At 43.7% G+C, this 13324-nt stretch carries 13 protein-coding genes; 9 read left to right on the top strand and 4 right to left on the bottom strand.

Features of this window, described 5'->3' with window-relative positions; genetic code table 11:
• The first annotated feature begins 2 nt into the window (after positions 1-2).
• The 7 genes from ACT3CD_RS07570 (at position 3) to ACT3CD_RS07540 (ending at position 5760) form a co-directional block, all read left to right on the top strand.
• Positions 3-869 carry a Fe-S cluster domain-containing protein gene (locus tag ACT3CD_RS07570; RefSeq protein WP_444644448.1) on the top strand — a complete coding sequence of 289 codons (867 nt, stop codon included), beginning with the start codon at positions 3-5 and terminating at the stop codon, positions 867-869.
• A gap of 68 nt (positions 870-937) precedes the next feature.
• The gene (gene rsxC, locus ACT3CD_RS07565; RefSeq protein ID WP_444644677.1) at positions 938-2221 is read left to right on the top strand and encodes an electron transport complex subunit RsxC; all 1284 of its coding nucleotides are present in this window, start codon (positions 938-940) and stop codon (positions 2219-2221) included.
• Positions 2222-2255: 34 nt separating this feature from the next.
• Entirely contained in the window at positions 2256-3233 is a 978-nt protein-coding gene (locus ACT3CD_RS07560) for an RnfABCDGE type electron transport complex subunit D (RefSeq protein WP_444644446.1), read from the top strand.
• 22 nt (positions 3234-3255) lie between these two features.
• Entirely contained in the window at positions 3256-3960 is a 705-nt protein-coding gene (locus ACT3CD_RS07555) for an RnfABCDGE type electron transport complex subunit G (protein ID WP_444644445.1), read from the top strand.
• Entirely contained in the window at positions 3957-4541 is a 585-nt protein-coding gene (rsxE, locus tag ACT3CD_RS07550; protein ID WP_444644443.1) for an electron transport complex subunit RsxE, read from the top strand. Before ACT3CD_RS07555 ends, rsxE begins: the two co-directional genes overlap by 4 nt.
• Before the next feature lie 12 nt (positions 4542-4553).
• On the top strand, positions 4554-5126 hold the full coding sequence (gene rsxA / locus ACT3CD_RS07545; RefSeq protein WP_444644441.1) for an electron transport complex subunit RsxA: 573 nt from the start codon (positions 4554-4556) through the stop codon (positions 5124-5126).
• 454 nt (positions 5127-5580) lie between these two features.
• Entirely contained in the window at positions 5581-5760 is a 180-nt protein-coding gene (locus ACT3CD_RS07540) for a hypothetical protein (RefSeq protein WP_444644439.1), read from the top strand.
• Between the two features lie 528 nt (positions 5761-6288).
• On the opposite strand, the gene ACT3CD_RS07535 is transcribed toward ACT3CD_RS07540, so the two are convergent.
• Positions 6289-6828, bottom strand: a complete 540-nt coding sequence (locus tag ACT3CD_RS07535; RefSeq protein WP_444644437.1) for a carbonic anhydrase — start codon at positions 6826-6828, stop codon at positions 6289-6291.
• Between the two features lie 204 nt (positions 6829-7032).
• Between ACT3CD_RS07535 and ACT3CD_RS07530 the strand changes: the two genes are divergently transcribed.
• A complete protein-coding gene (locus ACT3CD_RS07530) occupies positions 7033-7377 on the top strand; it encodes a hypothetical protein (RefSeq protein WP_444644436.1) in 345 nt (114 codons plus the stop codon).
• A gap of 295 nt (positions 7378-7672) precedes the next feature.
• Positions 7673-8635 carry a lytic transglycosylase domain-containing protein gene (locus ACT3CD_RS07525; RefSeq protein ID WP_444644434.1) on the top strand — a complete coding sequence of 321 codons (963 nt, stop codon included), beginning with the start codon at positions 7673-7675 and terminating at the stop codon, positions 8633-8635.
• A 59-nt stretch (positions 8636-8694) separates the two neighbouring features.
• On the opposite strand, the gene selD is transcribed toward ACT3CD_RS07525, so the two are convergent.
• From selD to recG, 3 genes are all read right to left on the bottom strand, one after another.
• A complete protein-coding gene (selD, locus tag ACT3CD_RS07520) occupies positions 8695-9726 on the bottom strand; it encodes a selenide, water dikinase SelD (protein WP_444644432.1) in 1032 nt (343 codons plus the stop codon).
• 5 nt (positions 9727-9731) lie between these two features.
• On the bottom strand, positions 9732-10778 hold the full coding sequence (mnmH, locus tag ACT3CD_RS07515; RefSeq protein ID WP_444644431.1) for a tRNA 2-selenouridine(34) synthase MnmH: 1047 nt from the start codon (positions 10776-10778) through the stop codon (positions 9732-9734).
• A gap of 90 nt (positions 10779-10868) precedes the next feature.
• Positions 10869-13088, bottom strand: a complete 2220-nt coding sequence (gene recG, locus ACT3CD_RS07510) for an ATP-dependent DNA helicase RecG (protein ID WP_444644429.1) — start codon at positions 13086-13088, stop codon at positions 10869-10871.
• Positions 13089-13324: the final 236 nt, after the last annotated feature.

The raw sequence follows: 13324 nt of genomic DNA, 5'->3' as shown, positions 1-13324 counted from the left end.
TTATGAGCGTTGTTCTTACTACAATAATAACATTGGTAGGATTGGGCGTTGTATCAGCTCTTATCCTTTATTTGGCATCCAAAAAATTTTATGTTTTTGAGGATCCCCGTATTGATAACGTAGAGGAGGCTTTGCCGGCTGCCAATTGTGGTGGTTGTGGCTATCCTGGCTGTCGGGCTTTTGCCGAAGCTTTGGTTAAAGCCGATGATATCTCTAAGATGAACTGCCCTGTGGGTGGTGCTCCCGTGATGGCTACTGTGGCAGGCATCCTCGGTAAAGAAGTGGGCAAGTCGGCACCTCAGGTAGCTGTTGTTCGTTGTAACGGAAGCTGTGAACACCGGCCTAAAACCAACGAATATCAGGGTGCAGAATCGTGCGCCGTGGCGTCGGCACTGTATGGTGGTGACACCGGGTGTTCCTGGGGCTGTCTGGGGTTGGGTGACTGTGTGGCAGCCTGTAAATTCGATGCCATGTATATGGACGAAGAGACTGGTTTGCCTGTGGTGATCGAAGATAATTGTGTGGCTTGTGGTGCCTGCGTTGATGCTTGTCCCAAAAACATTATCGAACTGCGTAATAAAGGGCCTAAAAGTCGTCGTATTTATGTCAGTTGCGTCAATCAGGAGAAAGGGGCTGTTGCCAAAAAATCCTGTGAAGTGGCTTGTATCGGTTGTGGAAAGTGTCAGAAGGTATGTCCGCATGACGCTATCACCATCGAGAATAATCTGGCTTACATCGATTATGAAAAATGTAAGTTGTGTCGTAAATGTGTTGAAGTTTGTCCAACCCATGCCATTCATGAGTTGAATTTCCCGCCGCGTAAGCCAAAGGTGGAACAAAAAGAAAAAGAAAAAGCGCCTGTTGAATAAATTATAAAGGAGGATTCACAGTGTTAAAGACATTCTCAATAGGGGGCGTTCATCCAGCCGAAAATAAATTGTCGGCTGGACGTCCCGTTGAAAAATTGCCCTTACCGGCAGAGGTGACCATCTTGATGGCACAGCACATTGGAGCGCCGGCCGAACCGTTGGTGAAAAAAGGTGACCCCGTGAAAGTGGGGCAGCTGATTGCTAAATCAACTGGTTTTGTGTCGGCTAATATTCATTCCCCGGTATCGGGGGTGGTGAATAAAATTGACAATGTGCCGGATACCTCCGGCTATCGTCGCAAAGCCATCCTTATAAAAGTGGAAGGTGATGAGTGGGACGAAAGTATTGACACCACAGATGAGCTGGTTAAAGATATTTCGCTTTCGCGCGAGGATATATTAAAGCGTATTGGCGATGCCGGTATTGTTGGTATGGGCGGGGCTACTTTTCCGGCTCATGTGAAATTGTCACCGCCGCCCGGTAAAATTGCCGGAGTCCTGATTATTAATGGGGTTGAGTGTGAGCCTTATCTCACAGCCGATCACCGTTTGATGCTTGAACGGGGTTCTGAACTTGTTGTTGGGATTCGTATCCTGATGAAGGTTTTAGATGTTAAGAAAGCCGTTATAGGTATTGAAAATAATAAGAAGGATGCCATTGAGGCGATGCAGAAATTGGTGGCCGTAGAACAGGGCATTACTGTTCAGCCGCTGAAAGTGCAATATCCGCAAGGCGGCGAGAAACAGCTGATTGATGCCTGTATTGGCCGTCAGGTGCCATCGGGTAAGCTTCCCATTGAAGTGGGGGCTGTGGTGCACAATGTGGGTACTGCGGTTGCTGTTTATGAAGCCGTTCAGAAAAATAAACCATTGATTGAGCGTGTTGTTACGGTGACTGGTTTGTCGGTTGGTAATCCGGGTAATTTTATGACCCGGATTGGAACCCCTGTTTCGGCTTTGATTGATGCTGTTGGCGGATTACCTGATGATACAGGTAAGGTGATAGGCGGCGGGCCGATGATGGGTAAAGCGCTTTCATCGTTGGCGGTGCCTGTAACAAAGGGGACTTCAGGTGTTTTGGTGTTACCCGATCCGGAAGCACGTCGTGAAAAGTCACAAAGCTGTATTCGTTGCGGAAAGTGTGTGTCTGCCTGTCCCATGGGGCTGTCGCCATATTTATTAATGACACTGACCGAAAAGGATATTCTCGATCGCGCTGAGGAAGAAAAAATTATGGATTGTATTGAGTGTGGTTCATGTAGTTTTACGTGTCCGTCTCATCGTCCGTTATTGGACTATATCCGGTTGGGAAAAGGTCGCGTTGGGCAGATCATGCGGTCGCGAACCAAATAAATTGAGTAATACAATCGTTTGATAATCATATATTATGCGTAAATTAATCGTTTCACCATCTCCGCATGTTCACAGTGGCGATTCCATTGAGAAAAACATGTATGGTGTGGTCATAGCGCTACTACCGGCGTTGGCTGCTTCTCTTTGGTTCTTTGGACTGGGAGCGCTCATCGTAACACTGACTTCGGTGGCAGCCTGTTTGTTCTTCGAGTTTTTCATTCAGAAATATTTTTTTAAAAAGCCCACATCTATCACCGATGGTTCGGCTTTGATTACTGGTCTGTTGCTGGCTTTCAACCTGCCTTCAAATATGCCGGTGGCACTTATTATTATAGGTGCTGCGGTGGCTATTGGTATTGGAAAAATGACTTTCGGCGGGTTGGGTAATAACCCTTTTAATCCGGCTTTGGTGGGACGTGTGTTCTTGTTGATCGCCTTTCCGGTTCAAATGACCAGCTGGCCTATTCCACTGGAGGCGCGTACTTCTTATCTGGATGCTGTGACTGGTGCTACGCCGCTATCATTCATGAAAGAGGGTTTGTTTACCGAATTACCATCTTACTCACAGATGTTGTTTGGTCAGATGGGCGGTTCGGCCGGTGAGATTTCGGCCATTGCCTTGCTTCTGGGCCTGGCATTTATGTTGTATCGCCGGATTATAACATGGCATATTCCTGTGGCTGTGATAGGTTCTATTGCGGTATTTACCGGTGCATTGCATCTGGCCGATCCTGTTTTATATGCAACACCTTTGCTTCATATTCTTACGGGTGGGGCTCTTTTGGGTGCTATATTTATGGCAACCGATTATGCCACGTCGCCCATGTCGGTTAAAGGCATGTGGATATATGGTATTGGCATCGGTTTAATAACTGTTTTGATCAGGGTGTTTGGGTCTTATCCCGAAGGAATGTCGTTTGCTATTTTGATTATGAACGCATTTACACCGCTTATCGATAATTACATTAAACCCAAAAGGTTTGGTGAGAAACCTGCGGTTCAACAAGCTTAAAATTAATTAAAGATATTCCGAAATGGGCAAAAGTGCATCATCATTATCCAATATGGTCATCACGCTGTTAGTGATTACTGCAGTGGCAGGTGGCTCTCTTGGTTTTGTTTATCGACTGACGAAGGAACCTATTGCGAAGGCATCGATGGCAAAACAGCAGGAGGCTATAAAATTGGTGGTACCGGGTTTTGATAACGATCCGGCCGCTGATATGTATGAGATTGAGTCGGAGGAGGGGTTTAACCTGAAAGTTTTTCCGGCAAAAAAAGGAGACGAATTGGTTGGTGTGGCTATCGAAACCATGTCGAACAAAGGTTTTGGCGGTGACATTAAGATTATGGTTGGGTTAAAACCGGATGGAACGGTCATCGACTACCAGGTCTTGTCGCACAAAGAAACACCGGGTTTAGGGACTAAAATGGTTGATTGGTTTAAGCCTCATGCTGCTGAAGGTGGCGAACGTAATGCTTTTTTCGACTGGATGTATGGTATTAAAAGTGGCGGTGGCAATAGCGATGGCAACAGTGTTTTGGGTAAAAATCCAAAGACAACCAATTTTACGGTTTCAAAAGATGGTGGCGATATTGATGCTATTACAGCAGCGACGATCTCTTCAAGAGCTTTTTTGGATGCTGTATGCATAGCTTATAAAACCTACACTAAACATGCCGATGCTTATTCATCGGCTACAACTCAGGTTTCAAATGAGGAAGGAGGCCAACAATGAATCAATGGAAAAATTTAACAAAAGGATTTATTAAAGAGAACCCTATTTTTAGTCTTTTGCTGGGTATGTGTCCCACGCTGGGGGTTACCTCTTCGGCCGAGAATGGTCTTGGTATGGGTTTGGCTACAACATTTGTTCTGATCATGTCGAACCTGGTGGTGTCGTTAATTAAGGATCTCATTCCCGATAAAGTACGTATTCCTGCCTTTATCGTGGTCATCGCTACTTTTGTTACGGTGGTGGAGATGGTGATGCAGGCTTATGTGCCGGCATTATATGCCTCACTGGGATTGTTTATTCCGTTGATTGTTGTCAACTGTATTGTGTTGGGACGGGCCGAAGCTTTTGCTTCCAAAAATAATGCTTTTTCATCTGTTATTGATGGCGCAGGTATGGGGCTGGGTTTTTCGCTGGCTTTGACGTTGCTGGGCAGTATTCGTGAGTTGCTGGGGAGTGGGAAGCTTTTTGGCTTTGAGGTTTACCCCGAAGAGTATGGAATGCTTGTATTTGTTTTGGCACCGGGTGCTTTTATTGCATTGGGTTACCTGATTGCAACCATTAATCGTTTAAAAAAAGCCTAAGGAGGATTTGATATGAGTTATTTGTTAATTATAGTTTCTGCAATATTTGTTAACAACGTGGTGTTGTCCCAGTTTCTGGGTATTTGTCCGTTCCTGGGAGTGTCAAAACGTATTTCAACAGCCATGGGGATGACAGGCGCCGTGACTTTTGTGATGGTAATTGCAACCATTGTAACCTATTTTGTTCAGAAATTGGTGCTGGTGCCCTTTGGTGTCACTTATTTACAAACCATTTCATTTATATTGATTATTGCTGCTTTGGTGCAGCTGGTCGAAATTGTATTGAAGAAGGTAAGTCCGCCGTTGTATCAGGCTTTGGGAGTCTTTTTACCGCTGATTACCACCAACTGTGCTATTTTGGGGGTGGCTATCATGACGGTATCAAAAGACTTTAATATACTCGAAGCCGTAGTCTTTTCAATGTCAACGGCGTTGGGTTTTGGATTGGCGCTGATTGTTTTTGCGGGTATCCGTGAGAAACTTGATCTGGTTGAGCTGCCCAATGGTATGAAAGGGGCTCCCATTGCTTTGGTTACAGCCGGAATCTTAGCCCTTGCTTTTATGGGGTTTGCCGGAATGGTGTAGTTATTATAGCTAATTATCAGCCGGGAAACATTTTTTTTTGTTCTCGTTTTTCAAGTCGTCAATTACAATAGTACACTTGCATTTGGCATTTTAGGGCAATAAAAATTTATATAAAATCCGTTAGATTTAGTATCTGACGGATTTTTTCGTTTCAATGTTTTTATTCATCTGTCTATAATTTTTTTTAATGGGCACATGAAACCCGCAGCAAAGACATTTTTCTGTGTGAGAAATACTTTATTATGGCTCGTTTCATCTGTTGTATGCAAGTGTAAAAACCGAAATTCGACACATTAATGCGCAATAAATAGATTAAGACAAATACACAAAATGAAATCATTCATTTAATTAGCTCTTTCTTGAGAGAGGGGTGCAGTTTGAAGAGGGGTTTAGGGTAAGTGTAAATGTAACAGGGAAAAATGCAAATGCAACGGGGAAAAATGCATATGTAACGATGAAAAATGCAAATGTAACGGGGAGAAATGCAAATGTAACGATGAAAAATGCAAATGCAACGGGGAAAAATGCAAATGTAACAGGGAAAAATGCAAATGTAACGATGAAAAATGCAAATGTAACGGGGAGAAATGCAAATGCAAGTGCGAAAAACAAAAATGTAGCAACGAAAAACTAATTTGTATTTATGAATGACTCAAAAAATCAATTCCTAAGACATCATAAACAAAATTAGCAGACGTTGAACCCATACAGATATACAGAGTGACTGGATAATGCAGAAAAACAGCCTGTAGTCGCAACCATCATAGCAGAGTTAGGATATGACAGTCCAGTATTTGTTTCAAGCATTGCCTGCAAGGAAATTTCTCATTTTGGGGTCTTCGATATGAAAACGTCAAAGACAAGGCTTTTGAAGTTTTTGAAACCAAGGAGTTTACTAATTGTAAATGACTGTTTCAAAAACGAAAATAACGCAGAAATAAGCGAAGCGATTCACCAATGCCAAAATGAACCCTATGAGTAATTTGCCCTTTTTTGCAAACACTATGTAGAGACTGTCTATAAAATTAAGTGTTTGAGATATAAAGTTCAAATTCAAGGCTTGCGACGTCAAAAAAATTAAGGAGTTTACTTTTCGTAAATGACTGTTTTTATGACAAGCGTAACGCAGAAGTTGACTTTATAGACAAATACTATGTAGGTTTTATTCCTTCAGCTGATAGAGCTGGTTGTCTTCAACGCGGTAATACAACGGCGCGATGGTGATTTTAGGATAGCGTTTACGAAGACGTGCCGCTTCGCTAAGCACAAAATCTATTTCGTTGCCTATTTCGAACATGGGGGCAAAGTGCATAAAATGACTCTGGGCAAATTCGGGCTCCCAGCCGGCTTCGTTTATTAATCCGTTTACAAAACTTTCTTCTTTTGCTTTTAGATTGACCATGCCACAATTACTGTGAGCCAGTACAGCAATGTGTCGGACGCCACCAACCGCTATGGCGTACGAGACTTTGAACTCGCTGTACCGGAGATTCGCTCCTCCGGTGCGAATGATGTAGGCAAAGTTATCGGGTATGCGAAGGTGCTTGCGATTGTCCATACACATGCCGATTAACATTTGAGCATTTAACACCGTATCCAAAGGACGGTCCAGATTGTGGTATTCAAGTAAGTCGCCAATGGGAGTATTGCGGTAGGCTGGTAGTATATCGCCTGGTTGTTCTACGTTTATCAATCGGTTCATGGGTTTGTTTTTATGGTGTTTCGGATTATTAAAGAATCTAAAACCCGGATTGTTCATTTTGTAGTTAGGTGAGGATGTTTTTTTTTATTTTTTTTGTTTCAGTCGAACAATAAGCGTTATTCGGGGTTTTTAGGAGGCACGAAAGAATGATTGTTCGTGTTTTGTGATGTTGTATGGGGGAGTTTCTCCAAATAAATAATGGGAATGAAGAAACTTAAATTATTGTTGTACACTGGATTGGTGCTTTTGATTACAGGGATTATTATTCGCGTTACGAATGGCCCCGGTTTATTGTCTAATATCTTGATTTATTCCGGAATCACGCTTAAAGTCAGTTATCTTTTGACGATTATATTTAAAGGATGGTTCAAACCGGGCATTGAGCTTCTTTTTCTTCTGGTGGGTTTGTCGTTGGTGATCGGGGGCGGCCGTTTGCGGGTGTTTGATTATCATCCCTATTTAATTACGACGATGATTTCTTTGGGGGTTATCTTTAAAATGCTTTTTATAGTGTTTCTTTTTCGGAAGCTTCGTAGAAAAAAGGCCTGAAGTTGACTGGTCGTAAGGGGCTCTGGCAGATAGCGTTGTTTTTTGTTACGCTTGTTTTCAGGATGGTTGTTTATTCTGGTAACTCACATTTGTAGATTTTCGCCAGTGCTGATTTTAACTTCCCTGTTCAGATTATTGACTGTTAGGGTGGGGTCTCGATTAAACAGGATAATAGTCTTTGTTGTGTGTTTTTTACCCTCTAAAATGAAGTGTTTGTGGGTGAAACAATAGGTTAAATTAATACGTAAGCATTATATTTGTGTGATGTTTTTTGAGAGGTTTGATATATGCGTGTATGAATTTGAATTTCCGTTTTGCCAGAGTTAAAATATGGTCTGCATTTACTACTGCGGTGATCATTTTTTTCGTTTTTACTATGTTCGTTAATTCCTCTGACCCGGATGCTTTTGTTGAAAATGCTTCAACAGAGGCTTTTGTGGGCGATAATTATCGCATTCAGGCGCTTCCCATGCCATCAGAGTTATCTTTTGCGGGAGAGCATGTTCCTATTGAAAGGACTTATGTCAGTGAAAGTTATGATCGTGAATTGCTGGTTAATACGTATTGGCAATCACAGACCTTGCTTCTCATAAAACGGGCCAACAGATATTTTCCCATTATAGAACCTATTTTGAAAGAACAGGGCGTTCCCGACGATTTTAAATATCTGCCCTTGATTGAAAGTGGCTTTGTGGAACGGATTGTGTCACCGGCCGGAGCTGCCGGCTTGTGGCAATTTTTATCCGCAACAGCGAAAGAGTATGGTCTGGAAGTGAATAATGAGGTGGATGAGCGATATCACATTGAAAAGAGTACGGTGGCGGCTTGTCTGTTTTTGAAGAAATCGTATGAACGTTTTGGTTCATGGACGATGGCTGCTGCCTCCTATAATGCCGGAGCCCGTGGTATTAACCGACAGATAGACAAGCAGAAAGTTGTCAGTTACTATGATCTTTTACTCAGTGAAGAGACTTCTCGTTATGTCTTTAGAATTTTAGCGCTTAAGTCTATTTTTTCTGCTCCGGAAGAGTATGGTTTTTATCTGGATGACGAGGATTTATACCCTGTTATTCCCACTTATGATGTTGTGATTAGCGGTGCCATCGCGGATTTTGCCGATTTTGCCACCGGGTATGGTACGACTTATCGTGAATTTAAAGATTTGAATCCCTGGCTTCGTGAAAATTATCTTACCAACTCAACGGGTAAGGAGTATATCCTTAAAATGCCTGAGCCGGATGCCTTTTTAAATAAATAACCCCGTGTTGGGCTTGTCGCGCAACACAGGGCTATTCAGTCTATCTGGTCTTGTCTTTTTTAAATCACGGTAACCACAGTATCCCCTTTGGTTGTCAGTTCACCAATGACAGTGGGTTTTACCCCATTTTCTGACAGTATTTTTTTCACCTCTTCATCGCCGGTTTCATCAACCGCTATAAGCAGTCCGCCACTGGTTTGGGCATCGCATATAACAGTTTTGTCAATACCATTGGTTAGTTTTATTTTGCTGCCATAGCTTTCCCAGTTGCGTTTAGTGCCTCCGGGTATGCAGCCGAGTGCAATATATTCAGCTACTTCAGGAAATACAGGTACTTTATTCATTTCGATGACGGCCGACAGATTGCTGCCTTCGCACATTTCGGTCAAATGGCCCAATAGGCCGAAGCCGGTAACATCGGTCATGGCTTTTACGCCTGCTACTTTTGATAATTGAACGCCTATTTGGTTTAATTTGGCCATGGAGGCAGGTGCTATGTCGGCGTGTTCTGGTTTTAATTTTCCTTGTTTTTGGGCCGTCGACAGAATTCCGACTCCCAATGGTTTGGTCAGGTACAGTTTGCAGCCGCGGGTGGCAGTGTCATTTCGTTTAAGCTGATTCAGGCTAACCTGTCCGGTTACGGCTAATCCAAACAATGGCTCGGGATTGTCGATGCTGTGCCCGCCTGCCAACAGAATGCCTGCATCTTTACAGACCGACCTGCCGCCTTCCATTACTTGCTGTGCCACAGCCGGATCGATGGTGTCGATGGGCCATCCCAGAATGGCAATGGCCATAAGCGGCGTTCCTCCCATGGCATATATATCGCTGATGGCATTGGTTGCTGCAATTCTCCCAAACATGAACGGATCGTCAACAATGGGCATGAAAAAGTCGGTTGTGCTGATGATGGCTGTGCCATCGCCCATATCGTAAACGGCAGCATCGTCGCGGCTATCGTTGCCAACAATCAGTCGTGAGTCTATTGCCGGTTCAATGGTGCTGTGAAGAATGGTCGTTAATACCCTGGGCGATATTTTGCAGCCACAGCCTGCTCCGTGACTGTATTTGGTTAATTTGATTGGTTCCATATATGTTAGTTTGTTGTTATACATTCATCTTGTTTAACGGAGTCCAGTAATCGTTGTGCATTTAATGACGGGGTGGTGTCGCAACAGGGTATCATTCTTATTTTATTGGGGTCACGATCCTGAAGTCCTTTTAAATAGGTTTTGTCATAATAGTTAAGGCTGGTAAGGGCAACCTCGTAAAACTTTCGTTGATATAGTAATTCTAAGGCTTGTTTCGTCTCCAGCCCACCCAGCCTTTTGGTTATTTTTATAATGGCGTTAGCCAATGGTTCGATGTTGTCAAAGTTGTAGTCGTTGGCCAATAAAAGGGCCCTTTCTTCGCGTGGCACATCGATGAAGTAAATCATTGCCGAACGAATTTGCTGATACAGTGTTTGTGGCATCGAAACTTTGCCGATTTTAAGGCTTTCGTCCTCAATGAACAGCGGCGCTGCTGGATTTAGCAGTCTCATTTTTTCATAGAGATTGTTTTCGAACTGCTCAGATGTGGGTTGCTCAGGTTGTCCGATGCCGCCGAATACAGATCCTTTGTGGTGGGCCAATCCTTCGAGATCAATCGTCTGATGGTTTTGCTCATCGAGATAGTGAAGCAGGTGCGTTTTGCCGGCGCCTGTATATCCTCCCACAACTTTTAAATTCCACGGTTGCGCAAAAAGATTGAGCACCATGTGGCGATAGGCTTTATAACCATTGTGGATGACGTGAACTTCACTGAAGTTATTGTCGTGCAAATGTTTCGCAAACGATTGACTGCGCATGCCGCCACGCCAGCAGTGGATGACAATTTTTCCATCGGGAGCCACTGCCCGTGAGGCGTCTATAAAATGCTGGAGTTTGGGTGTCACAAATTTGTAGCCCAATTCGATGGCTTTTTCTCGTGATTTTTGTACGTATATTGTCCCTACACGGGCACGTTCTTCGTTGGAAAAAAGGGGTATGTTGATCGCACCGGGAATATGACCTTTTTCAAATTCCCTGGGCGACCGGACATCGACTACTGGCAACCATTTGTTGTTGCTGTAATATGATTCAATTGTAATTTCATCAAGCATGGCAACAAAGGTAAAAAAAATCCCGGCTCGGTGTTCGATTGCGATAAAATGTGTGGCATTGGGATGTTGGTTTACAGGACTTTATTTGTGTTAGCTTATCATACTCCAGTTTATTTTTTGACGGGCCAGTTTCTTCAATTGTTTCGACAGTACAAAGTTTTCCTGTTTCTCGAGAAGCGGATCGTTTTTCAATACCTCTTCGGCCATTTGTCGGCCTACCTGTAGCAGCCGGCTGTCGCGTGACAGATTGGCTATTTTTAATTCGAAGGGAAGACCTGATTGTTGGGTTCCTTCCAAATCGCCCGGGCCGCGCATTTTCATATCGGCTTCGGCAATTTCGAAGCCATCGTTGGTGCGCACCATAATTTCCATGCGTTTGCGGGTTTCTTCAGCCAGTTTGTAGTCGGTCATCAGTATGCAATAGCTTTGCTCGGCGCCGCGACCCACCCGACCACGTAGCTGGTGTAGCTGTGACAGACCAAAGCGTTCGGCACTCTCAATGACCATTACCGAAGCATTGGGCACATTGACGCCTACTTCGATAACTGTTGTCGCAACCAATATCTGCGCCTTCCCGGAGGCGAATTCAGCCATCGCTGCGTCTTTGTCTGCTGGTTTCATGCGTCCGTGAACCATTGTCACTTCATTGTCGGGAAACGCTTTTTTCATGTATTCGTAGCCTTCCGACAGATTTTTAAAATCCATTTTTTCCGATTCGTCGATGAGCGGATAGACCACGTATATTTGTCGTCCTTTATCAATTTCCTGACGCAGGAATCGGTTGAGTTGGTTGCGGCGGTTGTGAAAATAGTGGACCGTCTGAATCGGTTTGCGTCCCGGCGGCAGCTCATCAATGACTGATACGTCCAAATCGCCATAAACCGTCATGGCCAGAGTTCGTGGAATGGGGGTGGCTGTCATCACCAAAACGTGCGGTGGCTGTGCGTTTTTTTTCCAAAGGCGGGCGCGTTGTTCTACACCAAAACGATGTTGCTCATCAATGATCACGAGTCCCAGAGAATTAAATACCACGGTATCTTCAATCAGGGCATGGGTGCCAATGAGTATCTGTAATGTCCCGTTGCGTAATTCCTGGTCGATGATCTGGCGCTCCTTTTTCTTTGTGGAGCCAGTAAGCAGGCTCACCTTGATGCCGAGGGGTTCTACCATTTGTCTGATGGTGACGTAATGTTGTGTGGCCAGAATTTCGGTGGGAGCCATCATACATGCCTGAAAATTATTGTCGAGCGCAATGAGCATCACCATAAGAGCAGCCAGTGTTTTGCCGCTGCCCACATCGCCTTGCAACAGCCGGTTCATCTGGTGTCCCGAACCCATGTCGTGCCGCATCTCCCTGATGACCCGTTTTTGTGCGTTGGTGAGTTGAAATGGTAGATGTTCATTATAAAAATGATGAAAGTAATCACCTATTTTTCCAAAAATATGGCCTTTGGTGTATGCGGTTCTTTGATTTTTGAGTTTTAGAATATTCAGTTGTATGTAAAAAAGTTCCTCCAGCTTTAACCGAAAACGGGCTTTTTCAAGTGTTTGATTGTCTTTTGGGAAATGAACTGTTCGCAGTGCTTCATCCAGAATCATCAGTTTGTGCCTTTCAATGAGATAGGCAGGCAGGGTTTCCGGAATTTTACCTTTATAATTGATGAACAGCGTATGTAATAGTTTGTGAATGGCCTTGGAGTTGAGAAATTTATTTTTCATTTTCTCCGTGGTGTTGTAATGCGCCTGCAAGCCTGCCTCTATGCGGGGCTTCCCTTCTTCATACGGTTCGATGTCGGGGTGTACAATATTGATGGAGCCGTTGAAAACCGACGGTTTCCCGAAGAGTATATAAGTGTGATCGGCATTCAGACTGCCTTTTACAAATTTTAGTCCTTTAAACCATACCAACTCAACTGAGCCGGTGGCATCGCTGAAAGTTGCTGTCATGCGCTTGGCTCGTCCTTCGCCAATGGTGCGCAGGTCGGTTATCTTACCTTTTAGTTGAATATTCTGCATGGAGCCATCAATTTCCCGTATGGTATAGATGCGACTTCGGTCGATATATTTATACGGGAAATAATAGATCAGGTCTTCGTAGGAAACGATACGAAGCTCCTGCTTCAGCAGCTCAGCCCGGTGTGGACCAACACCGGGAAGATACATAATATTTAAGGTTGCTAATTCGGACATGATGAAACGCAAAATTAGCAGAAAGATTGGATTGGCAAAAGAAGAATGAACAGGAGTGGAGGGCATTTGTGTAATTGATTGGTGGTGGTATTTGTGAGCCTTTTTACTTAGTGCTCGCACGAAAAATCAATTTTTGCGTGATATTTTTAGTTGATACTGTTTATAATTGGCTTTCCTGTCAGCTCTTTTTTTAAAATAAAATAGTGATTTGGAGGTTAAACCATTTATAATGTCTATTTTTACACATCGGAAAGTCATGGCATATTGGGCCTGGTTTTCCGATTTTTTGTTGGGTTAAATCCGAATCCCGACAGGTTGCATTGAATGGTCTAAAAGTTTTTAAAATATCAGGAGAA

Source organism: Geofilum sp. OHC36d9, from assembly GCF_052400685.1.
GTDB lineage: Bacteria > Bacteroidota > Bacteroidia > Bacteroidales > Marinilabiliaceae > CAZHHH01.
Note: the sequence above shows the minus strand (reverse complement) of the source record. Positions and strands in the feature narration are given on the sequence as shown.